The sequence below is a fragment of the Amycolatopsis minnesotensis genome, from assembly GCF_039529815.1.
GTDB lineage: Bacteria > Actinomycetota > Actinomycetes > Mycobacteriales > Pseudonocardiaceae > Amycolatopsis > Amycolatopsis minnesotensis.
In genome coordinates, this window is record NZ_BAAANN010000019.1 from 74,516 (window position 1) to 98,787 (window position 24,272).

Consider the following 24,272-nt stretch of genomic DNA (forward strand, 5'->3'; position numbering starts at 1 on the left):
CCACCTTCTTTTCAGCGAACCAGCGCAGGCTCCCACGATCCGGTGGCGAGCAGAAGAATCCCGGCTGGCATCCAGGTGTCCGCTCGGATCGACGACACGCCATCGGGATCTATGGCGGAATATCGGACTGACCCTAGAAAGCCCGATAACTTCTTAGCGTGGACCCCATCCGCAACCCCTTCGCACCGGGCGCCGGGCAGCGCCCGCCCGAGCTGGCGGGGCGGGAACGCGAGCTGAAGGCGTTCGAGGTCGTGCTCGAACGCGTCGCGCGGGGCCGCCCCGAACGCAGCCTCGTGCTCACCGGGCTGCGCGGCGTCGGGAAGACCGTGCTGCTCGGCGAGCTGCGCGCGATGGCGATGCGGCACAAATGGGGCGCGGGCAAGATCGAAGCGCGACCGGACGCCGAGCTGCGGCGGCCGTTGTCGGCCGCGTTGCACCGGGCGATCCGGGACCTCGCGGTCCGCCACCGCGCGCCGGACCGGGTCGAGGACGTCCTGGCCGTGCTCAAGGCCTTCGCGTTGAAGGCGAACAAGCCGGACGCGAAGCTCCGCGACCGCTGGCAGCCGGGGATCGACGTGCCCGCCGCACAGGGCCGCGCCGACTCCGGGGACATCGAGATCGACCTCGTGGAGCTGTTCACCGACGTCGCCGAGCTGGCCGCCGACGTCGGCACCGGGGTCGCGCTGCTGATCGACGAGATCCAGGACCTCGGGCCGGAAGACGTCTCGGCGCTGTGCGCCGCGTGCCACGAGCTTTCCCAGTCCGGCGCGCCGCTCGTGGTCGTCGGCGCCGGCCTTCCGCACGTGCCGGCGGTGCTGTCGGCGTCGAAGTCCTACTCGGAGCGGCTCTTCCGCTACGCGCGAATCGACCGGCTCGACCGCGACGACGCCGACACCGCGGTCCTGGCGCCGATCGAACGGGAGGAAGCCGGTATCGAACCGGAGGCCCTCGACGCCCTGTTCGACGCGTCCGGCGGGTACCCGTACTTCATCCAGGCCTACGCGAAGGCGGCATGGGACGCGGCGCCCGCCGACCCGATCACGGTCAAGGACGTGCAGGTCGCGGCGCCGGAAGCGGAGTCGGAGCTCGCCGTCGGCTTCTTCGGCTCGCGGTACGAACGCGCGACACCGGCCGAACGGGAGTACCTGCTCGCGATGGCGGAGCTGACGCAGGGCAGGGACGAGGCCGCGGGCACCTCGGACGTGGCGGTCTACCTGGGGCGCAAGCCGTCGTCCCTGTCGCCGGCGCGGGACAGCCTGATGAAGAAGGGGCTGGTGTACTCCGCCGAGCGCGGCCACATCGCCTTCACGGTGCCGCATTTCGGGCACTACCTGCTCGGTCGCGCCGACGACTGACCCCACTCGGGCCCCGTCGATAGCGGTCGCTACGGCTTCCTAGCGCTTTCTAGCGTTTTGGCTATAAAGCAGCCCTGCGTTACCTGAACGTGACCGGCGCCACGAAATGTCGATGGTGAAACCTCTGATTTGCCGATGATTCATCGGCTGGTGTGCCACATCACCGGATAATCGTTGGCAACCTTGTGAAAAAAGGTGCATACTAGAGGCATCAAGCCACCGAGACAAGCAAAGGATGCAGAACTGATGAACAACATCGCCGCCAAGCTCCGTGCACGCCGCGCCGAGGTCCGCACTCGCCGCGCGCTGAGCCGCGCGATCGACACCGCGGCCACCGCGACGGTTCGTCAGGAGCTCATCGCGATCGCACAGGCTCGCCAGACCCACCTGCGCTGACCCCGATCGCCCCTGGTCAACGGCTCCGAGATTCACCCAAAAGAGTGACCTAGAGCACATCTGATCCAGGGTGTAACGCCACCCGAGGTGGCGTCGATACCCCGTATGACCCCGTGATGCTGGCGGACCCCCGACCTGGCAGCATCACGGGGTTTCCACATGTCCGGGCCCGATTCGCCCACCCTCCGGGAAATGGCCTTGCGCCAGACGCTCGCCCGGGTAACCATTGACATCGTCAACGAATTTGTTGAGGTGGTCAACGGTGCCGGTGGATTCCCTGGACAGTCAGCTCGCCGAACGGGTCGCCACGGTCCGCGCCTTCAACCGGCTCTACACCAGCGTGATCGGGGTACTCGACGAAGGCCCCAGCGACGCGGAGTACTCGCTCAGCGAGGCCCGCGTGATCTTCGAGCTGGCCCAGCGCGATACCACGCTGGTTCCCGATCTCCGGCGAGGGCTCGGGCTCGACCCCGGCTACGCGAGCAGGCTCCTCGGCAAGCTCGAAGAGCGCGGCCTCGTCGTCCGCGAACGCTGCGGCAAGGACGGCAGGCGGCACGTCGCCCGCCTCACCGAACCCGGCTGGGGCGCGTTCGAGCACCTGAACGCCCAGTCGACCGAACAGATCGGCGGGCTGCTCGAACGCTTCGACGAGGACACCCAGCGCAGGCTCCTCTCCGCGATGGGCACCATCTCCACCCTCGTCCACGACCGCGTGGCCGCGCCCGCGCTCGTGCTGCGCCCGCCGCGTGCCGGTGACCTCGGCTGGGTCGTCCACCGGCACGGCGCGCTGTACGCCAGCGAACACGGCCTTTCCGACGAGTTCGAGGCGCTCGTCGCCCGCATCGTGGCCGACTACGTCGACCACCGGGACCCCGCGCGGGAAGCCGCCTGGATCGCCGAGCTCGACGGCGAACGGGTCGGCTGCATCGTCTGCACGCGTGGCGCCGACGAGCGGACCGCGAAACTGCGGCTGCTGCTCGTCGAGCCGTCGGCGCGCGGCTTCGGTGTCGGCAAGCGGCTCGTGACCGAGTGCGTCGAGTTCGCGCGCTCGGCCGGATACGCCGCGATGGAGCTGTGGACGATCGACGTGCTGGACACCGCACGCGTGCTCTACCAGCGCGCCGGGTTCGAGCTCGTCACCTCCGAAGTGACCACGTCGTTCGGCCGCGAGCTGGTCGGCCAAACCTGGCGGCTGGAGTTGTAACCGTGTTCGTCGTGTACTGCCCGGCCTGCAACCGCCGCACCCTGATGGGCGTGGACGAGGTCGAGTGGGTGCACAACCTGGAACCGGGGATCATTTCGGTGGCGGGGCAGTGCCCGCTGGGACACCCGGTGGTGGTGCTGACCGGCGACCGGTTCACGCCGAGGCCCGACCCGCGGGTCCCGGACATCGTGCCGCCGCTGTGGGTGCGCGCCTACCGCAACCCGAGCAGGCGCTTCGCGCGGTTCCTCGCCGGGCTGCTGCGCAACTACGAAACCCAGCGGGACCTGCACGACACCTTCTTCCGCTTCTGAGCGCTCCGCACCCGGGGCTCTGGCGCCACTTTTCCCACCCCCGCGAGCGTGCGGGCACCTTCGGGACAGGCACGAGCCGGGGCATGCGCCCGACGACCCGGCCGGATGAGCGTCCGCGGTGGCGTTTCAGGTGCGGGGGACGCGGCCCATCAGGTAGAACTCGTCGTTGGGGCGCAACGCGGTGAGGTGGGCCAGGCGGTTCGACATCGCGAACAGCGCGGTGATCGCGCCGACGTCCCAGATCTCGTCCTCGGTGAGCCCTGCTTCGCGGGCCACCTCGATGTCCTCGTCGCCGAACGCCGCCGAGTCGTGCGCCAGCGCCAGCGCGAGGTCGACGATCGCGCGGCCGCGTTCGTCGAGGTCGACCTGGTAGGGATTGCTGGCGACCCGGTCCGCGAGCTGCGGGTCCTTCGCCCGCACCCGCAGGATCGCGCCGTGCGCGACCACGCAGTAGGTGCAGTGGTTCGCGCCGGAGGTCGCCACGACGATCAGCTCGCGCTCGGCCTTCGACAATCCGCCTTCGCGTTCCATCAGCGCGTCGTGGTAGTCGAGGAACGCGCGCAGCTCGGCGGGCCGGTGCCCGAGCGCGCGGAAGATGTTCGGCACGAACCCGGACTTCCCGGCGATCGCGCCGATCCGCTCGCGGAGGTCGTCGGGAAGGTCTTCCAGCTCGACAGCGCCGAACCTGCTCACATCACCCATGCCTGTCACGCTAGCCGGAAAACCGGGACAGCGGACTTCGCCGGGTACTGGCCCGATCGCGAAGTGCACGGGACGGCCGCTTCGCCGAATACTGGGTCGCTTCTCTGCCCGGCTAACCCGCGAGTGCCGTCCGGCGGGTTTCTCCGACGGCGAACATCCCGGCCACGGTCAGCGCCAGGCAGGCGAGCAGCATCACGACCACCGGGGTGGCCGAGCCGGTCGCGCGCAGGAACGCGGTGCCGACGAGCGGGGCCGCGGCACCGGAGAACATGGTCGCCGCCTGGTAGCCGATCGAGACGCCCGAGTACCGGAGTTCGGTGCTGAACAGCTCGGCGTAGAAGGCCGACTGGGCGCCGGTCAGCACGCCGTGCAGCAGCAGCCCGACGGCCACCGCGACGAAGACGGACGTGCCGCCGCGGTCGACCATGCCGAAGAACAGCGGCGACCAGCCCGCGGCCAGCACCGCGGCGGTGACCGACACCGGGCGCCTGCCGAACCGGTCGGACAGCGCGCCGCCGCCGAGCATGCCCAGCACCTGCGCGACCGAGCCCGCGGTGACCGCGGCCGTCGCGACGCCCTTCGGCACGTGCGCGTGCTGCGCGTAGACGAGCAGGAACACCGTGAACACGTAGAACGCCGCGTTTTCGCCCAACCGCGCGGCGAACGCGCTGAACAGGGGGCGCGGATGCCGCACGAACACCTCGCGCAGCGGTGCGCGTTCCGGCTTGGCGACCTCACGGAACAGCGGTGACTCCTCGACGCGGAGGCGCACCCAGAGCCCGACCGCGACGATCAGCAGCGATGCCAGGAACGGCAGGCGCCAGCCCCACGAGCCGTACTGCGCGTCGGTGGTGAGCGCGGCGACCAGGGTCAGCGCGCCGTTGGCGAGCAGGTTGCCGAGCGGGCCGCCGGTCTGCGGCCACGCGGTCCAGAACCCGCGGCGCGCGGCGGGGCCGTGCTCGGCCACCAGCACCACCGCGCCGCCGAACTCGCCGCCGAGCGCGAAACCCTGCACCAGGCGCAGCACGGTCAGCAGGATCGGCGCGGTGACGCCGATCTGCGCGTACCCCGGCAGCACGCCGATCAACGCCGACGCCACGCCCATCATCAGCAGGCTGATCACCAGCAGCTTCTTGCGGCCGAGCCGGTCGCCGAAGTGCCCGAAGACCACGCCGCCGATCGGCCGCGCGACGAACCCGACGGCGTAGGTCACCAGCGCGGCGAGCACACCGAGCAGGCCGTCGGAGCCGGGGAAGAACACCGCGGGGAAGATCGCGGTCGCGGCGCTGGCGTAGAGGAAGAAGTCGAAGAACTCGACCGTCGTCCCCACCACGCCCGCGCCGACGACACGGGCGAACCCAGGTTTGGCGCTCATCGATCAGTGCGCCGCTACCGGCCGGAGATCGTCGTCGTGCTCGTCCACGTGGTAGTCGGCCGGCTCGGTGGAATCGGTGCCGTTGCTGATCTTCAGCCGGCGCGCGAGCACGGTGACCACCACCGCGACCACCAGGTTCGCGATCAGCGCGACGAAACCGGGGTAGATCTGCACCGCCGAACCCGCGAACGGGTGCCAGCCGAAGAGCGACAGGTCGTTCAGCGGCAGCGCGGATCCGCCGAAGTGCTTCTTCCCGTTGGCCGGGTTCGGGATGCCGTACAGCATGATCAGGCCCCAGCCCATGCCGACGACCCAGCCCGCGATCAGGCCCCACCGGTGCAGCCAGCGCGTGTACAGCGAGATCGCCACGGCAGGCAGCGTCTGCAGGATCAGCACGCCGCCGATGAGCTGCAGGTCGATCGAGAACTGGGGGTCGATGAAGAGGATGAACGCGACCGCGCCGAACTTCACGATCAGCGAAGCCAGCTTCGCCTGCTTCGCTTCCTGGCCGGGGGTGGCGTCCTTCTTGAGGTACTCCTTGTAGATGTTGCGGGTCCACAGGTTCGCCGCGGCGATGGACATGATCGCGGCGGGCACCAGCGCGCCGATGCCGATCGCGGCGAAGGCGATCCCGGCGAACCACGACGGGAACTGGCTGCCGAACAGCTGCGGCACCACGGTGTTGGAGTCGGGCTGCCCGGTGGCCTGGTTGGTGATCGGCTTGACCGCCGCGGTGATCGCCAGGTAGCCGAGCAGCGCGAGCAGGCCCAGCACCAGCGAGTACGCGGGCAGCGCGACCATGTTCCGCTTGATCACGCTGCGCCCGCGCGACGCGAGCACGCTCGTCAGCGAGTGCGGGTAGAGGAACAGCGCGAGCGCGGAGCCCAGCGCGAGCGTGGCGTACTGGAGCTGGTTGTTCGTGGTGAGCAGGATGCCGTCGGTCTTGGACGGGGTGGCGTTGAACTTCGCCTGCGCGGTGTCGAAGACGTGCGCCCAGCCGCCGAGCTTCGTCGGCAGGTAGATCACGGCCACCAGGATCACGAGGTAGATCAGGATGTCCTTGACGAACGCGATCAGCGCGGGCGCGCGCAGGCCGGACTGGTAGGTGTAGACGGCCAGGATGATGAACGCGATCAGCAGCGGCAGGTGCCCGACGATGCCGGAGCCGTTGAGGCCCATCGTGCGCAGCACCGACTCGAGGCCGACGAGCTGCAGCGCGATGTAGGGCATGGTGGCGACGATGCCGGTGACCGCGATCAGCAGCGCGAGCGTCGGCGAGCCGAACCGGCCGCGGACGAAGTCGGCCGGCGTGACGTACCCGTGCGACCGCGAAACCGACCACATGCGCAGCGCGGGCAGCAGCACGATCGGGTAGACGACGATCGTGTAGGGCAGCGCGTACATGCCGAGCGCGCCGGCGCCGAACACGAGCGCGGGCACCGCGACGAACGTGTAGGCGGTGTACAGGTCGCCGCCGAGCAGGAACCAGGTGATCCACGAACCGAACTTGCGGCCGCCGAGGCCCCACTCGTCGAGGTGGTCGAGCGTGCTGCCCGCCTTCCACTTGGAGGCGACGAACCCGAGCACGGTCACCGCGAGGAACAGGACCGTGAAGATGATCAGTTCCGGCCAGTGGATGTCGTTCACTTGACGTCCCCTTCGTCGAGGTCGTCGACGTCAAGGGCGTCGCGCTTCGGGCGGGTGGTCCGCTTGTCCCTGGTGGCCGCGTAGACGATGCCGGTGCAGAGCACGCCGAGCGCCACGCAGGCGAACTGGAACCAGTAGAAGAACGGCATTCCGAACAGCCGCGGGTGGTCGATGTTGAACAGCGGCGTGACGATCACGACCAGCGGGATGATCAACAGGAGGTTCCACGGGCTGAACTGGAGCCCGGAGACCTTCCCGCTCGGTTTGCCTGCCATCTGCCTCACCTAACGCCCGTGGAACCCCGTCGGAAGAAGTTCGAACCGCGTTGACCCTAGATCGTCGCTGTGCCGTCGTCACGGGTGTTCCGTGCGGATTCGCTCACCCCTGCCACCCGACAGGCCGACGGCTTGAAGTTGTCGGGGGTACTCGCCGCCGCTATAGATGACCAGGTCGATCACGTAACGCGAGCGGACGAGGACAAGGGGCGATGAACGGATGACGAAGCTGCACCGCGCACTGCTGGTTCCGGCGGTGGCGGGCACCGTGCTGGCGGGACCGGCCACGGCGGTGACGACCGCGGCGGCGGACCCGCCGCCGCTGAACTCCACCGGGATTCCCGACCGGTACGCGAACCAGGCGCTGAACTGGCACGCGTGCACCGGTGACGAACTTCCGTCGCCGCCGCCCGCCGGTGCCGAGGGCATGGAGTGCGCGACCTACCTGACCCCGCGCGACTGGTCGAGGGCAGACGATCGGATCGACCTGACGATCGCGGTGTCCCGGTTGAAGGCGACCGGCGGCGAGGCGACCGCGAGCGTGCTCACCAACCCCGGCGGCCCCGGTGCGCCGGGACGCCTCTTCCCCGCGAGGCTGCGCAACCAGGCGAAGCTGCGCGCGAGCCAGGAGATCGTCGGCATCGACCCGCGCGGCACCGGGAAGAGCACCAACCTCACCTGCGGTGGCGCGGTCGGCACCGGGTCCTCTTTGGACCCGAGGGACCGGGACCGGGCGAACCTCGACCTGATCATGGACGCCACGAAGTACGCCGCCGAGTCGTGCCAGGTCAAGTCGGGCGAGCTGGGCCCGCTGGTGACCACCGACCAGTCCGTGCACGATCTCGACCTGCTGCGCGTGCTTCTCAAGCGCGACAAGGTGAACTGGGTCGGCTACTCGGCGGGCACCTGGCTCGGCGCGCACTACGCGCAGGCGTTCCCCGACCGCACCGGCCGGTTCGTGCTCGACTCCAACGCCGAGTTCACCACCACCTGGGAGAAGTCGTTCGCGTGGCAGCCGGTCGGGTTCGAGCGGCGCTGGCGGCAGGACTTCCTGCCGTGGCTGGCGAAGTACGACGCCCGGTACCACTTCGGCGCCACCGGCGAGGCCGCCCGCCAGACCTACGAAGAGGTCCGCTACGCGCTGTCCAAGAACCCGGTGACCATCGAAGGCGCCACGCTTTCGGCGAACCACCTGGACTCGTTCATCTCGTCGCAGCTGTACGCGAAGGCGGCCTTCCCGTCGCTCGCCGACTACCTGGCGAACGTGCGGACCCTGGCCAAGGGCGGGGCCACCGCCGACCAGAAGGCGGCGGCGACCAAGCAGGTCAAGGGGGCGAAGACGGCGCCGGAGATCACCGGGCCGCAGCCCCTCCGGGTGCCCGGTGACTACGCGGACTCCTACGACGCGAGCTTCTGGACGATCCCGTGCAGCGAGGGCGCGTGGCTGGGCAGCCGCGAGACCGCGATCGGGGAGTCGCAGCAGTTCATCGACCGCCAGCTCCCGCTGCTCGGCGCGGGCTGGCTGATCCAGCCCTGCCTGTTCTGGAAGCACCAGCCCGCACCGCTCCCGGTGCTGGACGGCAAGGGCGTGCCGCCGGTGCTGATGGTGCAGGCCGCCCACGACCCGGCCACCCCGCTCGAAGGGGCGGAGCGCGCGCACAAGGCGTTCGCCGGGTCGCGCATGATCACCGTGACGAAGGAAGGCGACCACGGTATCTACGCCGGCGGCAACGCGGCTGTGGACAAAGTCGTGGAGGACTACCTCGTGGACGGCAAGGTGCCCGAGGACCAGAGCATCCCCGGCCTGCCGCTGCCGGTGCCGCCCGAGCCGGAGAACTAGCGGACGCGCTGCCGGGGAACCCCGCCGGATCTCGGTCCGGCGGGGTTTTCCCTGTCCTGTTCCCCGTCCTGCTGCTGCCCGTGCAGCGCACCGGATACCGTCGCGCACACGGCGGCACCCAGCGCGAGCACCAGCATCGCGGCGGCTGCGAGCACCATGGTCAGACCCCTCTCCTCTACGGGGTAAGACGCTCCCGCCGCCGTCATGTTGCGAAAACCGGGGTCACTTTCCGATTTCGGCCTGGTACTCCACAGCCTGTGCACAGAGTTGTCCACAGGCTGTGGGCAACCGGGCCACTACTATGGCCGTATGGTGCGCGTCCCGTTGACCGAGGCCGAGCACGCGCGGGGCGAACGGCTCGGCGCGGTGCTCCGTAGAGCGCGCGGCGCGCGCAGCATGGCCGAGGTGGCCACCGAAGCGGGGATCTCGGTGGAGACCCTGCGCAAGATCGAGACCGGCCGGATCCCCACCCCGGCGTTCTTCACCGTGGTCGCGCTCGCGGACGCGGTCGGCCTTTCCGTCGACGCGCTGCGCGTGGCCGTCGAACAGGGGCTGGCCCGCGCGGGCTGACTTGATCCACGTGAAACCAGCCGGATTCCCGCGACGCACCCGCTCACGACCAGTGTCGGAGAACCAGCCGACCGTGGCGGCCGTCAGCGCCGCGGCCCAGATCGCGACGATCCCGGCGAGCGCCACCAGCGGCACGTCCGGCCAGCGGGGCCACGCCACCAGTGCCACCGGCACGATGACCGCGCTCAGCAGGGCGGCCACGGTGCACCTCGCCCTGGCGCGCACCCCGAGCCGCAGCACCGCGGGCGTGCCCAGTGACCGGCCGCCGACCTCGGCGGCGGACGGCGGCATCATCAGCGGATCGAGGAAGGTGACCGCGACCGTGCGGACGAGCCGCTCGTTCCACTTGTCCACGAGCTGGGTGCGGCCCGCGTTCGCGACGGCGGGGCGCCGCGGCGGACCGGGCACCCACCGGCTCCACGCCGACGCGCGCCTGGCGGTTCGTAGACGGCCGAGACGAGGCCGATGAGGTAGGCCGGTGCGGCGCAGCAAGGACTTCCACCGCAGCGCCCAGCAGGCGAACGCGAGCCCGAGCAGCACGATTGTCCATAAAGGACTGTCCGATGAGGACTCCGCGCCACCAGTCGAGCTTGCGGTAGGCGCTCGCCAGCAGGCCGCTGGCGAAGCAGGCGGCGAGCGTTTCGGCGCCGCGGAGAACACCCCGTCGAAGTGCCGCCTGCCCGGCCGCCGGACGGGGGAGCGGGTCGTCACGCGAGGTACTCCGGCCGAGCGGTTCGAGGTGCTGGACCGGGGTCAGCTCCGCGAAGAAGTCCGAATCGTCGGGCAGCACGGAAACCTTGCGGCGGAAGGCGGCCGTGCGTTCGCCGGGGTTTCGCCCGCGACCACGACGGTGCCCGAGGCAGGATTCCGCATCCCGTGGAGGCAGCGGAGCAGCGTCGACTCGCCGGTGCCGTCCGGGCCGACGACACGGCGCACTCACCCGGCCGGACGGCGAGGTCCAGGCCGCGGAACAGCCATTCCCTCGAGCGTACTGGTCAGCGCAGCAGCGGGATGACCTGGCCGAGCGCGTCGAAGTCCGATTCCAGCACGCTGACGTAGGTGAACCCGAAGCGTTCGCGGTTCGCGCGAAGCTGGTCCGCGATCTGCTCGGCGGTTCCGACGAAGAAGGTCGGCAGCGCGCCGATCTCCTCCGCCGTTTTCAGGCCGCCGAACAGCTCGGCGATCTCGTCGAGCGCGGCGGCGCGGTCGTCGGTGATCCGCATGCTCTGGATCAGCGTGTTGAACTCGACGTCCCGGCCGCCGAGCGCGCCGCGGACGTACGCGACCCGCTCGTCGAGGTCCTCGGCGGAGCAGACGAACGGGGTGCCGTCGCGGTGGAAGCCGACGCCGGCGAACCCGACGATGTCGGCGCGTTCGGCGGCGAGTTGGAGGATCCGGTTCCCGTTGCCCGCGACGAGCAGGGGAATCGGGTCCTGCACGGGGTTCGGCTCGGTTTCGTCGGCGACGAAGCGGGCGAGCTCGTCGATCGTGCGCTCCAGGTGGTCGACCCGCCTGCCCGGCGCTTCGAACGGCAGACCCGCCTTGTCGAACTCGGCCTTCAGGTACCCGGCGCCGAGCCCCAGTTCGAGCCTGCCCTCGGTGAACAGGTCGGTGCCGACGACGTCCCGCGCGAGCAGGGTCGGGTTGAAGAACGGCGCGTTGATCACGAAGGTGCCGAGCCGGACCCGCTCGGTGACCTCGGCGGCGAGCACGAGCGACGGAAACGGCGACACCATGCCGAGGTGGTCGGGCACCGCCACGACGTCGAAGCCGAGGTCCTCGGCGCGGCGGCACTTATCGACCCACGCCTTCCGCCCCGACGGCGCGATCATGTTGACACCGAAACGAAATTCCCCAGTGGTCATGCGCCACAACATACCGAGCCGAACCCCCGCGACGGCCCCGCTACGGCAAACCTCCGCCGAATGCCTGACCGCGCCCACTCCAGTCCATCCCCCACCCGATCCCGGGGGGCGTCCCCAGTCCAGTTTACCGGGGGTGGGGGTGGCGTGGGGGCCAGTAGGCGGGTTGTCCACAGGGGTGGGGCCGGTGTGGACAACTGGCGCGAAACGGGGCCCGGTGCAAGTACCGGGCCCCGTTCGCGCTTTTCGTGCTAGCCGAGGCGTTCCCTCAGCGCGGCCAGCTCGTCGTGCAGGCTCGACGGCACGCGGTCGCCGATCTTCGCGAACCACTCCTCGATGAGCGGGAGCTCCTGGCGCCACTCGTCGGCGTCGAACGCCAGCGCGGCGTCGACGTCTTCACGCGACTCCTTGATGCCCTCGATGTCGAGGTCGTCGGCGCTGGGCAGGAAGCCGATCGGCGTCTCGGTCGCGTTGCCGCGGCCTTCGACCCGCTCGAGAACCCACTTCAGCACGCGCGAGTTCTCACCGAATCCCGGCCACAGGAAGCGCTTGTCCTCGCCGCGGCGGAACCAGTTCACGTAGAAGATCTTCGGCAGCTTGTCGGCGTCGGCGTTCTTGCCGAGGTCGAGCCAGTGCTTGAAGTAGTCACCGGCGTGGTAGCCGAGGAACGGCAGCATCGCCATCGGGTCGCGACGCACGTTGCCGACCGCGCCCGCGGCCGCGGCGGTGGTCTCCGAGGACATCGTGGCGCCCATGAAGACACCGTGCTGCCAGTCGCGCGCCTCGTTCACCAGCGGGATCGTGGTCTTGCGGCGGCCACCGAACAGGATCGCCGAAATCGGCACGCCCTTCGGGTCGTCCCACTCCGGCGCGAGGATCGGGCACTGCGACATCGGCGTGCAGTAGCGCGAGTTCGGGTGCGCCGCCTTCTCGTCCGAGCCGGGCGTCCAGTCCTGCTTCTTCCAGGATGTGGCGTGCGAGGGCTGGTTCTCCATGCCCTCCCACCAGATGTCGCCGTCGTCGGTGAGCGCGACGTTGGTGAACACCGTGTTGCCCTGTTCGATGGTGCGCATCGCGTTCGGGTTGGTGTGCCAGTCGGTGCCGGGCGCGACGCCGAAGAACCCGAACTCGGGGTTCACCGCGTACAGGCGGCCGTCCTCGCCGAACCGCATCCACGCGATGTCGTCGCCGAGGGTCTCCGCGCGCCAGCCGGGAATGGTCGGCTGGAGCATCGCCAGGTTGGTCTTGCCGCAGGCGCTGGGGAAAGCGGCCGCGACGTAGTGGACCTTGTCCTCCGGCGAGATCAGCTTCAGGATCAGCATGTGCTCGGCGAGCCAGCCCTCGTCACGGGCGATCGCCGAACCGATGCGCAGCGAGTAGCACTTCTTCCCGAGCAGCGAGTTGCCGCCGTAGCCGGAACCGTAGCTCCAGATGAGGCGCTCTTCGGGGAAGTGGCTGATGTACTTGGTCGTGTTGCAGGGCCAGGCGACGTCCTTCTCACCCGGCTCGAGCGGCGCGCCGACCGAGTGCAGCGCCGGCACGAACGGGGCCTCGGAGCCGTCCGCCTTGACGAACTTGTCCAGCGCGGCCTTCCCGGCGCGGGTCATCACCCGCATCGAAGCCACGACGTAGGCGAAGTCGGTGATCTCGATGCCGAGCTTCGGGTTCTCGTCGCCGAGCGGGCCCATGCAGAACGGGATCACGTACATCGTGCGACCCCGCATACAGCCGCGGTACAGCTCGGTCATGGTCGCCTTCATCTCGACCGGGTCCATCCAGTGGTTGGTGGGACCCGCGTCGCCCTCCTCACGGGAGCAGATGAAGGTGCGGTCCTCGACCCGCGCGACGTCGTTGGGATCGGATGCGGCCCAGTAGGAGTTGGGCTTCGACTTCAGCGGCACGAACGTGCCCGCTTCCACGAGTTCGGCGTTGATCCGTGCGGCCTCTTCGTCGGAACCGTCCACCCACACCACTCGGTCCGGGGTGGTCAGCTCAGCGACCTCCCGGACCCAGGACAGCACGCCACTGTGCGTCGTCGGCGCGTTGTCCAGACCGGGGATGGCTACTGCAGTCATCTCTTCTCCTGACTTCGACGACAAGAGCCCACACCGAACAACTCTGTTCAGGTGCGGGCTCCATTGCCGGCGACCGAATGGCTTCGCGCACCGGCGGAAAACCGGTGTGCTGAATTTGGGGATTCCATGAGGGTAGCCGGGTGACCGGCAGGTAACCGAGAGCTGGCCTGTCGGTTCTCTCACAAGAACGATAAGGGAATCGATTCAGATCCGGCTGAATCGGGCCAGAGAGAAAGACTTTCCTGCCTCGGACCATGGGGCAGATCACCCAGAAGACGGATCAAGTCCGAGGTCAGCGCCTCAGAGCGGCCCGAAACCCCTGTCCGGCTGGTACTGATTCGTACCGCCTGCGTACTTCGTGGGTCACCCCGGCAAGCGGCTGCGGAGCGTGCGACCGGCACCGGTTGTTCGGCCGCGGCCGAAACCCGTTGTCCACACCCGCCCGAAACCTGTGGACAACCCACTCTCGCACGCCCGCCCACCCCGACCCCCCGGTAAACTGGGCTGGGGACGCCCCCCGGGATCGGATGGGGGATGGATCAAGGTGAACGCCCTGGCGAAGCCGGGGTCGGGTGGGGTGGGGGGCGCCGGGCCGGGCGTGGAACGCGAAGAAACCCGGCACGGCGGATGGGTCCGTACCGGGTTCCGGAGGGTGTCAGGTCAGTTCTGGCTGATCCACTGGCCGGTGACCGAATCGATCCTCGCGACCCCTTCGACGCGGTCCTGGCCACCGCCCCATGCCTGGTCGCTGTCGGCGGGGACGGACTCGCGCACGGCGCCGTCACCGGAGCCGGAGCCCGAGCCGGAGTCCTCGGTCCACTGGCCGGGGCCGGTGTGGTGGTAGGTCGTGGAGTGCCCCTGCTGGTCGACGACCACCTGGATATCGGCCTTGCCGTCACCGTCGGTGTCGGTGAACATCCGGGTGTTGCCCTGCTCGTCGGTGAGGATCGCGGTGTCGTTGGTGCCGTCGTGGTCGGTGTCCTGGGTGGCCGGGCCGACGGCGATCTCACCGTTGGGCATGTCCGCGGTCAGCTGCCCGTGCGATCCGGCATCCGAGTTTCCGCCGCCCGAGTCGTGCCCGCCGCCCGCGTCGACCCACGATCCGCTGGCCGCGTCGAACGTCGCGCGGTCGACGACGTTGCCCTGCGCGTCGGTGTGCAGGTACATGTCGGCGTGGCCGTCGTGATCGGTGTCGACGTACCCGGTCATGGTGCCGTCGGCGTTCTCCATGCGGACGGTGTCGTCGACGCCGTCGTGGTTGGCGTCGTAGTTCACCTCGCCGGCGTACTCGTGCCCGTCCACCGAGATGGCCATTTGACCTTCCGGCTGGCCGTCAGTGGTGTCCGCGCCGCCAGTCTCGTCGACCCACACGGGGATCCCCTCTTTTCTCACCGGCTGTCTGTTCTCAACAGCTCAGACTCACCGTAGGCCGGTTCGGTTCCGGGGCACAACCGGGTGCGCGGCTCAGGGCAGGCCGTACCTGCTCAGTGACTCGTCGTGGCACCAGCGGTCGTCCTTCCACTTCAGCGTGAGGATCTTCTGGTACGGCGGGCCACCCGCGTACTCACCGCCGGAGGTCTGCTGGGTGACCTGCATTTCGATGCTCGCGAAGGTGCCGGAGCCGTTGAACTGCTTGACGCTGTCGATGTGCACGTTGTCCTGGTTCATCTCGTTGAACCACTTCTGCCGCTCCTCCACCGGATCCGGCTTGCACTGCAGCGAGGCCATGGTGTCCACGTCGCGCTTGTTGTAGGCGTCGGCGTAGGCCTGCCCGACCGGGACCGGATCGGTCGGATCCGACTCGGCGGTGAGCAGGATCGCCGCGGTGACACCACCGCCGACGAGCACCACGCCGCCGATCGCCAGCCCGGCGATCAACCCCGTCTTCGGCTTCTTCGGCGGCGGAAACCGCGGCCCATACCCCGGCGGACCGTACCCCGGCTGCTGCGGATGACCGTGCCCGTACGGGCCCTGCTGCGGATAGTTCACGTGCGCTCCCCAGTTCGCCAGGTCAGGTCGGCAGGCCGGTGGCGCTCAACATGCTGTCGTGGCACCACCGGTCTTCCTTCCAGACCAGCCTCAACATGTACTTGCGGTCCCGCGCGGTGCCCGACCGCTGACTGACGTTCACCAGCACACCCGCCGATTCGTCGCGCTTCGAATGCAGCTCGACGGCGCCGCCCACGATGCCGTCTTCGTGCCACGACCTGACCCACTGGTCGACCTCGCTCCGCGACGGCGGATCGCACAGCACGGCGGCCACCATGTTCGGGTCGCGTTTCGTCACACCGTCGGAGAACTGCTGCGCGACCGGGATCGGGTCCGGCGGTTCCGAGCCCGCGGTGAGCAGGACCGCCGCCGTGACACCACCGCCGATCACGACCACGCCGCCGATCGCCAGCCCGACGATCAACCCCGTCTTCGGCTTCTTCGGCGGCGGAAACCGCGACCCATACCCCGGCGGACCGTACCCCGGTTGCTGCGGATGACCGTGCCCGTACGGGCCCTGCCGCGGATAGCTCATACGTCACCCCTGGTCGCGCACCGTGCGGATCTTCGCGAGGAACGCTTCGGCCCGGTCCCTGCCGTCGGAAACGTCCTTCAACCGCTTGACCACCACGGTCAGCTTCTTCGCGCGCTCCTGCGCGTCCATCTTGATCGTCTTGTCGACTTCCTTGAGCTCGGCCTCGATCGCTTCGATCCGACGGGCGAGCGCGTCGTCCAGTGCCAGCGAGAGCTGCTGCTCGGCCTCGATGAGCTGCTCGGCGACGAGCTGGTCCAAAGTGGACCTGGCGTCGGCGATGGATTCGACGAGCCACTGCTTCATGTGCTGCTTGTCGGCGGCGTGCTTGCGGGTGCGCGCCATCCACCAGCCGGCGCCGAGCCCGATCACGATGGTCGCGGGCAGCACCACCGGGTTCAGGATCGCGACACCGGCGAGCGGCAGGGCGGCGATCTTGCCCGCGCCGACGCCACCGGAGATGCCCATGAACACCAGCAGCTTGTCCTCCGCCGTCGGCGGCCGCTTGTCCGGCGGGCGCAGCACCACCGGCGGGCCGTCGCCCCGCGCGAACTGCGCGCGGATCACGTCCAGCTCCTCGGCGGAGAACAGCTCGGACAGCGCGACGTTGGTGACCCGGTTCAGCCGCTCCGCGAGCTGGGCGGACACCCGCCGCGACACCGTCTGCAACGCGATGTCGACCTGCTGCGGCAGCTCGGCGAGCTGTTCGCGCTTCGCCGCGTCGATCTGCTGGCGGAAGTGCGCCTGCGCGTCCCGCATCTGCCGCGACGCCTCGTGCCCGATCTCGACGCGGGTGCGCTGGACCTCGCCGCGCAGCTTCAGCTGCCAGCCCCTGGTGGAGGATCGGCGCTCGGCGGCGAGCTGGTCACGGCGCTCGCGAAGGGATTCCGCCTCCGCCTCGCCCGCCGAGAGCGCACGGCGCTCGGCCTGGAACTTCGACGTCTGCTCGGCGAGCGCGCTGGCCAGCGCGCGCAACGTGTTCGCCTCGCCGAGCATCACCGACCGGCCCACCACCAGTTCCTGCACCGCGGCCTGCAGCCCGATCACCCCGGACCGTTCCCGCAGCATCCCCGCGGCCTGTTCGTTCGGCGCCTTCGACGCCATCTCGAACATGCGGGCGGACACCGGGTGGAAGACCGCGCCCGCGAACCGGGGCGCGTGCTCGGCGAGCAGTTCCTGGTCGGCTTCGAGCACCTGGCGCCAGCCGCGGAACTGGTCGGTCTTGGTGAGCGCGAACAGCACCGTTTCGACGCGTTCGCCCATGTTGCGCAGGAACTGCAGCTCGCTGGAGGTGAACGGTGACGACGCGTCCACCACGAACAGCAGCGCGGTGGCGTTCGCGGCGGCTTCCATCGCGAGCTCGCCGTGCATCGAATCCAGCCCGCCGACCCCCGGAGTGTCCACAATGGACATTCGCTCGAGCAGTGGCACCGGGCCGGTCACCTCGACGTAGCGCGGCGGGATCTGCCCCTCCGGCAGTTCGTGCGATGCCGCCACCCAGCGCACGAGCTGGTCGAGCGGGATCGGCACCGGCGCGAGCTGGCCCGGGTAGCAGGCCTGCGCCTGCCACTGCTCGGCGTGGTCGAACGCGAGGTAGGTCGCGGTGGCGACGTCGGCGTCGACGGGGGACAGCCCCGGCGTCGCGAGCAGGGCGTTCACCAGCGAACTCTTGCCGCGGTTGGTCTCGCCGACCACCACGACCGACGGCTTGCGGCCCCTGGCGTCGCGCTGGGCCGACACCCACTTCGCGGCCTGCGGATCGATCTCGCGGAGCGTGGACAGCAGTGCCTCACGTGCCTGCTTGACCTGTGCGGGCAGGCTGAGGCCGATCGACGGTGCGCTCACCCGGCGAGACTAGCGTTTCGTGTAGACGGTCACGATGGGCGCGCGCAGAAGGTGCTCCCGATCGGCGAACCCGACGACCTCGGTCTCGGCGACCAGCCCGTCGAGCGCGGCGTCGTCGGTGGCGACCGCGCCACCCGCCTCGTGACACGCGGGATCGAACCGCTCACCGTCCGGTCTCACCGCGGTCACTCCCACGCCGGCGAGCCCGTGCTCGATGCGCTCGACGACACCGCCACTGCGGGCGCGGTCGAGCGCGTACAGGCACAGCTGGATCAGCGACTGGCGATCGGCGAGCGCCTGCTCGAGTTCGGCAGGGGCTACCGCGGGTACGGCTTCCACATCGGGCTCCGACGCAGGGGCCTCGCCACCGGTTCCCGCCGCGGCCCGATCGGCCAGCGCGGGAATCTGGCCGGTCGGCACCTCGTCCGCGGTGGCGTCCGGGTTCACCTCCTCGGTGGCGGCGCGGCGCTCGCCCTCGCCCGCCCGGAACCACGAAGCCACGTCATCCCCCTGTCGCCGCGGCGCCACCCGCCGTGTCGCGGAGTTGCTGCCAGATGAGGAAGTACGCCCGGTGCACTACGTGCGCCACCCGGCTCTGCGCCGGGGTCGCGCCGAACGAGGCGAACGAACGCCACCAGCCGGCGCGCTCGAGCGAATAGGTGACCAGCTCCTGCCTCGGCGCGCCCGGCTTGCCGAGCTGGGCGCCGATATCGGCGTTGCTGCCGACGCGGAGCACCTCTTCGGACAGGTCTTCCGGCATGTCGACGGCACCGGACGCGACCAGGGTCAGCGCTTCGAGCAGGCGAAGCTGGTGCGCTTCCGGCTTGGCGAGCAGCACCTCGATCGCGTCGTGCACGCGCTGCCGGTCGCCGGGATCACCCGAAGCGTGCGCCAGCGCGGTCACCGAGGCGAGCGCGGCGGCGGCCTTGATGCCGTCGGCGCGCGCGGCGAACACGACGCTCAGCCGCGCGCGCACCGCGGCGAGGCCGGAGGCGTCGAGCAGGAGCCTGCGCAGCGAGCCCGCGGTGATCTCGGGCTCCGCCCTGATCGCGTCGACCGCGCGCCGGATGCCGTAGAGGTCGAGCCGTTCCAGCAGCCGGAGGCGGATGCCCGATGGGACGTCGCACTCCCAGCTGGTGAAGATGTCCGCCGAGATCAGCATCGTCTCGAGGATGTCGTCGTCCAGTACGGAAAGCTGGCGCAGCGCCTCGGCGTCGGCGGAGGTGAACCCGCCCGATTCGGCGGACTCGGCGATCAGCCCGATCACCGGCAGCACGTCGGCGACCCTCGGCTTGAGCGTCGCGGCCTGCTTCTCGGCCAGCGTGGTCGCGGCCTTCCACACGTCGCCGCCGGAATCCACGACGGACTCCGGCGCGATCGTGTCCGCCTTGTTCAGCACCGCGATCGCGTTGACCGGGCCGGCCTCCCTGCTCGCGGTGGCCGCGGTGAACGCGGCGAGCGCCTGCTGGTCGTCGGCGCGGACACCCTGCGTGACCACGTAGAGCACCGCCTCCGCGCCCGCGACGGCACTGCGGGAGGTGTCGTCCAGTTCGGTGTCGTCGTCCTCGTCTTCGGCGTCCTCTTCGCCGGGCTTGCGGTGCTTGGCGGCACCGAGGAGCTGCTCGGTGCGGGAGACCGACGCCGCGTCGAGCGAGCCGAGGCCGGGGGTGTCGATCACCGTCATGCCCTGCAGCACGGCGTTCGTCAGGTACGCCTCGACGTGCGACACCTCGGAGATGTCGACGCCCAGCTCGGCCGGGATCATGCCGTCCGGGGCGAACGGCAGCACCTGCTTGCGGCCGTCGGTGAACACGATCTCGATCCGGTCGACCGTGCCGTACTGGAACCGGGTCACCAGCCGGGTGCACTCGCCGACGTCCGTCGGCGCCACCCGGCGCCCGATCAGGGCGTTGACCAGCGTGGACTTACCCGACTTGATCCGGCCGGCGACCGCGACCTGCAACGGGGCGCCGAGGCGGCGCATGACCTCGCCGAACCCGGCCGCGGTACGCGCGGACACCTGCGGCTGCAGGCGACGGCACAGGTTCGCCACCGACATCGACAGCGGCCCGGCGAGATGTCCCTGTTCCGCGGTCACGCGTCCGTGCCTCCCTCGAGCGCCGTGCGTTCTCCCCGCCTGAATCGTGCCATGCCGCTCGTCCTGGAGTCGCACATGCCGCACTACTCCAGGACGACGCGTACCGGGGCGCGGACGAACTAACGTCCACCGGGTGCGGCGGCTGAGCCTGTGGATGCGAGCTCACCCGATGGCGGGCGACAGCTTGGTCGCCGCGGTCATCGGGCTGATCGACATCACCTTCTTCGTCCTCGCGCTCAGGGAGGCCACGCCGATCGGCCCCGGGGTGCTGGTCGTGCCGGTCGACATCGCGATGGTCGCGCCGATCGCGTTCCGGCGTAAGTACCCGCTCACGGTGGCCTACCTCCTCGCCGCGATCGCGATCGCGCACAGCATGCTCAACCTGGGCATCGGCGCGCTCTGCGGCCCGGCGATCGCGCTGTACACGGTGCTGGCCTACGTCGGCAGGCGGCAGGCGATCTACTACCTCGGCGTGCTCATCGTCGTCAACGCCGCGCAGTTGCCGTTCGCGGACCGCAACGACGTCGGCCCGACCACCGTCGTGCTGGTGCTCAGCCTGGCGCTGTGCTGGGTGATCGGCGAGTTCGTCGGCGCGCGGCGCGCTTACCACGACGAGGTCGAAGCGCGGCTGCACCTGCTGGAGACCGAACGGGACCAGGCGGCCAGGATCGCGGTCGCCGAGGAGCGCAGCCGGATCGCGCGCGAACTGCACGACGTGGTGGCGCACGCGGTGAGCGTGATGGTGGTGCAGGCCGACGGCGCGTCGTACGCGATCGAAGCGAACCCGGCGCTGGCCGAACGCGCGGTGCGGACGATCTCGAAGACCGGCCGTGGCGCGCTCGCCGAGCTGCGCAGGCTGCTGGACGTGCTGCGGAGCGAGACCTCGGCCGGTGAGCCGCGGGTGCCGCAACCGGGCGTGGAGGCGCTGGCGGAACTCGTCGAGCGCGTGCGGTCGGCCGGTGTGCCGGTGCACGTCGACCTGCCGCCGAGCCTCGGTGACCTGCCGACGGGCGTCTCGCTCGGGATCTACCGGATCGTTCAGGAGTCACTGACGAACACGCTCAAGCACGCCGGGCGGGGCGCGAAGGCCGAGGTGCGGGTCCGTCGTGACGGCGACCGGGTGCTCGTGGAGGTCGACGACGACGGGGCGGGCAGGGCGTCGAGTTCGCTGGTGCCCTCGCGCGGCGCGCTGCCGGGCGGCAACGGCCTGATCGGCATGCGGGAGCGCGCGCACGTGTTCGGCGGCGATCTCGAAGTCGGCCCCGGTGACACGGGCGGGTGGCGGGTGCGCGCGAGCATCCCGGTGGAAGTGGCACAGTGACGCGGAGTCCCTGGATGTGGCGGAGGTTGGCTTGATCTCGGTGGTGGTCGTCGACGACCAGGAGCTGATGCGCGGCGGACTGCGCATGGTGCTCGGCGCGCAGGCCGACATCGAGGTGGTCGGCGAGGCAGGTGACGGCGCCGAAGCGATCCGGCTGACCGCGGACCTGCGGCCGGACGTGGTGCTGATGGACGTGCGCATGCCGGTGCTGGACGGGGTGGAGGCGACGAAGCAGATCGTCGACGCCGGGTCCGCGCGCGTGCTGGTGATGACCACGTTCGACCTCGACGAATACGTCTACGCGGCGCTGCAGAACGGGGCGAGCGGGTTCCTGCTGAAGGACACCCCGCCCGATCACCTGGTCTCGGCGCTGCGGGCGGTCGCCGGCGGCGAGGCGGTGGTGTCGCCGTCGGTGACGCGACGGCTGCTGGACCGCTTCATCGGCGCCGGAAACCAGCCGCTGCGGGACGCCGCGGTGCTCGACACGCTCACCGATCGCGAGCGCGAGGTGCTGGTGCTGATCGCGAAGGGCCTGTCGAACATCGAGATCGCGGGGATGCTGTTCCTGTCCGAGGCGACGGTGAAGACGCACGTCGGCCGCATCCTGTCCAAACTGGACCTGCGGGACCGGGTGCAGGCCGTGGTGCTCGCCTACGAAACCGGCCTCGCCAGGCCCGGCGCGGGCTAGTACAGCGGAACTTCGCCGCGAGACGGCTTTCTCGGCTCTCGCAGGCTTGTGGCATGCCCCGAAGGTGACCTTCGGGGCACACAGGTGGCAGGGTCCGGGTGCCGCCGTGGTGGCCTTCACGGCATCCGGTGCCGTCAGGGGACACCCATCCGCGAGCAGTTCGCCGCACGAGGCGGCGATTCCCCTGCGTGGTCCCTGAAGGTCACCTTCGGGGCATCCAGCGCCGCAATCTCGACCTTCGCGGCGTCAGACGCCGCGAAGGCGTCCTTGAGGGAATCTGACGCCGCGAAGGCGTCCTTCAAGGCATCGGCAGCACCATGCCGGGCGCCGCGAGGGGCGAGATTGTGGCGTCAGATTCCCTCAAGGCGTCCTTCGGGGAATGAGGGCGCGTTCGCCGCGCTTCAGGGACTTCCGGTGACACGCGGCCCGGCGGAAACGACGCTTGCGGTCAGCGGAACTCGGCGTGGTCGACCGCTTCCGGGTCCAAGCCCGCGTCGCGGACCTCGGCCATCCAGCGGCCGAAGTCGGGCTTCGAGCCGTCGGCGTCGGTGAGGTCGTACTCGTGCATGAGCGTCCACGACGCGAGCGTTCTGCCCGCGAAACGCGACACCTTCTCGTCCATGGCCAGTGCGGCCACGCCGCGGCCGAGGTAGGCCGGGGTCTCCGAGATCGCGAAGTCGACCGGCGCGGTCGTGCCGACGGCGTCGCGCCAGGTTTCCTCGGTGACGCCGAAGGTGTCGAGCATCATCTCCGAGCGGAGGAAGCCCGGGGTGACGGTCATCCCGGTGCAGTTGTCCTTCGCCAGCTCGGCGCCGAGCGCCCTGCCGATCGCGCGCACCCCGCACTTCGCCAGGTAGTAGGGGATCCCGGCGCCGACGTAGTCGTCGTTGTCGCCGTCGGTCACTTCGAGCACCAGGCCGCCCTCCTGCTTCACCACGAGCGGGAGCAGGCGGTGCAGCGCGATGAGGTGGGTGTCCAAGGCGTTGTGCACCAACAGGAGTGCGTTGTCCAAACTGGACCCCCAGTACCGGGAGAGCGGGCTCCCCGCGGAGTCGAAGTCGACGAGCGGGTCACCGCCCCAGACGTCGTCGACCAGTACGTCGATCCGGCCGGCCTCGGCTTCGATCTTCGCGCGCAGAGCGTCCACATCGGACACCGAGGTGAAGTCGCACCGGACCGCCACCCCCGTGCCGCCCGCCGCGTCCACCAGATCCGCGGTGTCCTCGATGGTTTCCGCGCGGTTCATCGGCGACGACGTCGTCCTCGTGGTGCGGCCGGTGACGTACACGGTCGCGCCCGCGCGCCCCAGCTCCACCGCGATCGCCCTGCCGCAGCCGCGGGTCGCCCCGGTGACGACCGCGATCTTCCCCGCAAGTGAGTTCACGTGCTCCCGCTCCTTTCGCGGCGCCAGCCGTCCAGCACCGCGTCGATGTCCTCGGCCAGCCGATCCGCCAGCGGACCGGACGGCCGGATGGACCAGTCCAGTGAAATCCCGTTGACCACCGCGACCAGCACCCGCGCCGCGCGCTCCGGTGACGGCGCGCTGGGCAGGTCCGCCGTGCGGAGCTGCCGCCGCAGCTCGGCCTCGATCGCGGAGAAGTGCTCGCCGAGCAGTTCCCGCAGCTCGGGATCCCCGATGTCGACGCCGAGCTGGCCGAGGTGGTTCGCGGCCTCCTCGGCGTCGCCGAGCCAGGAAAAGACGCTCACCGCGGACGTCCGCAGGCCCGTCACCGGATCCGCCGCCCGCTCCGCGTCGTCCCGCATCATCGCGACCACGCGTTCGGTGGTGCTGCGGCTCAACGCCTTCAGCAGGCCCAGCTTCGACCCGAACCGGTTCGACACCGTGCCGACCGCGACCCCGGCCGCCGCGGCCACCTGCGCGAGCGTGAACCCGGGACCGACCCGGCCGGTGACCGCGGCCGCGGCATCGAGCAGACGCTGATCGCTGATCCCCCTCGGCCTCGCCACACCGATTATTGAACCACTGTTCATTAATGGTCGCAAGCGCACCCCGGGGATGGTTCAGGGTCGGGTCAGGGTCATCACCGATCGCGCTGCGCGATCGGACCCGCGAAGCTACTACTCAAGTCGGGTGAGAAGTTCGGCCCTCGGTATGACGCGGAGTGGCCGTCCGGCTCGACAAGATGGGTACTGCCGCCAGCGGGGGTTGGCGACGCGACCAGCACG

Annotated in this window: 25 protein-coding genes; 10 read left to right on the top strand and 15 right to left on the bottom strand. The window is 70.0% G+C overall.

The features are described from left to right. Positions 1-158: 158 nt before the first annotated feature. The 4 genes from ABD256_RS23705 (at position 159) to ABD256_RS23720 (ending at position 3,266) form a co-directional block, all read left to right on the top strand. Complete coding sequence (locus tag ABD256_RS23705) at positions 159-1,355, top strand: AAA family ATPase (protein WP_344422781.1); 1,197 nt, start codon at positions 159-161, stop codon at positions 1,353-1,355. Between the two features lie 246 nt (positions 1,356-1,601). Beyond that, complete coding sequence (locus ABD256_RS23710; RefSeq protein WP_344422784.1) at positions 1,602-1,751, top strand: hypothetical protein; 150 nt, start codon at positions 1,602-1,604, stop codon at positions 1,749-1,751. A gap of 262 nt (positions 1,752-2,013) precedes the next feature. Beyond that, a complete protein-coding gene (locus tag ABD256_RS23715) occupies positions 2,014-2,955 on the top strand; it encodes a bifunctional helix-turn-helix transcriptional regulator/GNAT family N-acetyltransferase (RefSeq protein WP_425546505.1) in 942 nt (313 codons plus the stop codon). Positions 2,956-2,957: 2 nt separating this feature from the next. Then, entirely contained in the window at positions 2,958-3,266 is a 309-nt protein-coding gene (locus tag ABD256_RS23720; RefSeq protein ID WP_344422787.1) for a hypothetical protein, read from the top strand. Positions 3,267-3,392: 126 nt separating this feature from the next. On the opposite strand, the gene ABD256_RS23725 is transcribed toward ABD256_RS23720, so the two are convergent. From ABD256_RS23725 to ABD256_RS23740, 4 genes are all read right to left on the bottom strand, one after another. Continuing rightward, a complete protein-coding gene (locus ABD256_RS23725; RefSeq protein ID WP_344422789.1) occupies positions 3,393-3,968 on the bottom strand; it encodes a peroxidase-related enzyme in 576 nt (191 codons plus the stop codon). Between the two features lie 112 nt (positions 3,969-4,080). Next, positions 4,081-5,343 (bottom strand): MFS transporter, encoded by a 1,263-nt coding sequence (locus ABD256_RS23730; RefSeq protein ID WP_344422793.1) that lies wholly within the window; start codon positions 5,341-5,343, stop codon positions 4,081-4,083. Between the two features lie 3 nt (positions 5,344-5,346). After that, entirely contained in the window at positions 5,347-6,990 is a 1,644-nt protein-coding gene (gene mctP, locus ABD256_RS23735) for a monocarboxylate uptake permease MctP (protein WP_344422796.1), read from the bottom strand. Continuing rightward, positions 6,987-7,265 (bottom strand): DUF3311 domain-containing protein, encoded by a 279-nt coding sequence (locus tag ABD256_RS23740; RefSeq protein WP_344422799.1) that lies wholly within the window; start codon positions 7,263-7,265, stop codon positions 6,987-6,989. The genes mctP and ABD256_RS23740 overlap by 4 nt, the downstream gene beginning before the upstream one ends. Before the next feature lie 220 nt (positions 7,266-7,485). Here ABD256_RS23740 and ABD256_RS23745 point away from each other — a divergent pair, with 220 nt between their 5' ends. Next, positions 7,486-9,105, top strand: coding sequence for an alpha/beta hydrolase (locus tag ABD256_RS23745; RefSeq protein ID WP_344422801.1), 1,620 nt, complete (start codon positions 7,486-7,488; stop codon positions 9,103-9,105). Here ABD256_RS23745 and ABD256_RS23750 read toward each other — a convergent pair. Beyond that, positions 9,102-9,263, bottom strand: coding sequence for a hypothetical protein (locus tag ABD256_RS23750; RefSeq protein ID WP_344422804.1), 162 nt, complete (start codon positions 9,261-9,263; stop codon positions 9,102-9,104). The genes ABD256_RS23745 and ABD256_RS23750 overlap by 4 nt on opposite strands. A 151-nt stretch (positions 9,264-9,414) precedes the next feature. Between ABD256_RS23750 and ABD256_RS23755 the strand changes: the two genes are divergently transcribed. Genes ABD256_RS23755 through ABD256_RS44465 form a run of 3 tightly spaced genes read left to right on the top strand, consistent with a single transcriptional unit; the run spans position 9,415 to position 10,690 of the window. Next, positions 9,415-9,675 carry a helix-turn-helix domain-containing protein gene (locus ABD256_RS23755; RefSeq protein ID WP_344422807.1) on the top strand — a complete coding sequence of 87 codons (261 nt, stop codon included), beginning with the start codon at positions 9,415-9,417 and terminating at the stop codon, positions 9,673-9,675. Between the two features lie 52 nt (positions 9,676-9,727). Next, the gene (locus tag ABD256_RS23760; RefSeq protein WP_344422810.1) at positions 9,728-10,144 is read left to right on the top strand and encodes a hypothetical protein; all 417 of its coding nucleotides are present in this window, start codon (positions 9,728-9,730) and stop codon (positions 10,142-10,144) included. A gap of 9 nt (positions 10,145-10,153) precedes the next feature. Next, positions 10,154-10,690, top strand: coding sequence for a hypothetical protein (locus tag ABD256_RS44465; RefSeq protein ID WP_425546506.1), 537 nt, complete (start codon positions 10,154-10,156; stop codon positions 10,688-10,690). Here ABD256_RS44465 and ABD256_RS23770 read toward each other — a convergent pair. The 8 genes from ABD256_RS23770 to ABD256_RS23805 all read right to left on the bottom strand — a co-directional run bounded on the left by ABD256_RS23770 (position 10,671) and on the right by ABD256_RS23805 (position 20,037). Further along, a complete protein-coding gene (locus ABD256_RS23770; RefSeq protein WP_344422817.1) occupies positions 10,671-11,540 on the bottom strand; it encodes a TIGR03621 family F420-dependent LLM class oxidoreductase in 870 nt (289 codons plus the stop codon). The genes ABD256_RS44465 and ABD256_RS23770 overlap by 20 nt on opposite strands. 248 nt (positions 11,541-11,788) lie before the next feature. Further along, the gene (locus tag ABD256_RS23775; RefSeq protein ID WP_344422820.1) at positions 11,789-13,612 is read right to left on the bottom strand and encodes a phosphoenolpyruvate carboxykinase (GTP); all 1,824 of its coding nucleotides are present in this window, start codon (positions 13,610-13,612) and stop codon (positions 11,789-11,791) included. Positions 13,613-14,272: 660 nt separating this feature from the next. After that, positions 14,273-14,926 carry a DUF6802 family protein gene (locus tag ABD256_RS23780; protein WP_344422824.1) on the bottom strand — a complete coding sequence of 218 codons (654 nt, stop codon included), beginning with the start codon at positions 14,924-14,926 and terminating at the stop codon, positions 14,273-14,275. 150 nt (positions 14,927-15,076) lie between these two features. Continuing rightward, positions 15,077-15,601 (bottom strand): hypothetical protein, encoded by a 525-nt coding sequence (locus tag ABD256_RS23785; protein WP_344422827.1) that lies wholly within the window; start codon positions 15,599-15,601, stop codon positions 15,077-15,079. A 22-nt stretch (positions 15,602-15,623) separates the two neighbouring features. After that, complete coding sequence (locus ABD256_RS23790; protein ID WP_344422830.1) at positions 15,624-16,136, bottom strand: hypothetical protein; 513 nt, start codon at positions 16,134-16,136, stop codon at positions 15,624-15,626. A gap of 3 nt (positions 16,137-16,139) precedes the next feature. After that, entirely contained in the window at positions 16,140-17,978 is a 1,839-nt protein-coding gene (locus ABD256_RS23795) for a dynamin family protein (RefSeq protein WP_344422833.1), read from the bottom strand. Positions 17,979-17,987: 9 nt separating this feature from the next. Beyond that, a complete protein-coding gene (locus tag ABD256_RS23800) occupies positions 17,988-18,425 on the bottom strand; it encodes a nucleotide exchange factor GrpE (protein ID WP_425546510.1) in 438 nt (145 codons plus the stop codon). 55 nt (positions 18,426-18,480) lie between these two features. Continuing rightward, positions 18,481-20,037, bottom strand: coding sequence for a dynamin family protein (locus ABD256_RS23805; RefSeq protein WP_344423076.1), 1,557 nt, complete (start codon positions 20,035-20,037; stop codon positions 18,481-18,483). 193 nt (positions 20,038-20,230) lie between these two features. Here ABD256_RS23805 and ABD256_RS23810 point away from each other — a divergent pair, with 193 nt between their 5' ends. After that, positions 20,231-21,397, top strand: a complete 1,167-nt coding sequence (locus ABD256_RS23810) for a sensor histidine kinase (RefSeq protein ID WP_425546511.1) — start codon at positions 20,231-20,233, stop codon at positions 21,395-21,397. A 31-nt stretch (positions 21,398-21,428) separates the two neighbouring features. Next, on the top strand, positions 21,429-22,085 hold the full coding sequence (locus tag ABD256_RS23815) for a response regulator (RefSeq protein ID WP_344422836.1): 657 nt from the start codon (positions 21,429-21,431) through the stop codon (positions 22,083-22,085). 448 nt (positions 22,086-22,533) lie between these two features. Here ABD256_RS23815 and ABD256_RS23820 read toward each other — a convergent pair whose 3' ends face one another. Continuing rightward, positions 22,534-23,469: an SDR family oxidoreductase gene (locus ABD256_RS23820; protein ID WP_344422839.1), complete on the bottom strand. Its 936-nt coding sequence runs from the start codon at positions 23,467-23,469 to the stop codon at positions 22,534-22,536. Then, complete coding sequence (locus ABD256_RS23825) at positions 23,466-24,053, bottom strand: TetR/AcrR family transcriptional regulator (protein ID WP_344422842.1); 588 nt, start codon at positions 24,051-24,053, stop codon at positions 23,466-23,468. The genes ABD256_RS23820 and ABD256_RS23825 overlap by 4 nt, the downstream gene beginning before the upstream one ends. Positions 24,054-24,272: the final 219 nt, after the last annotated feature.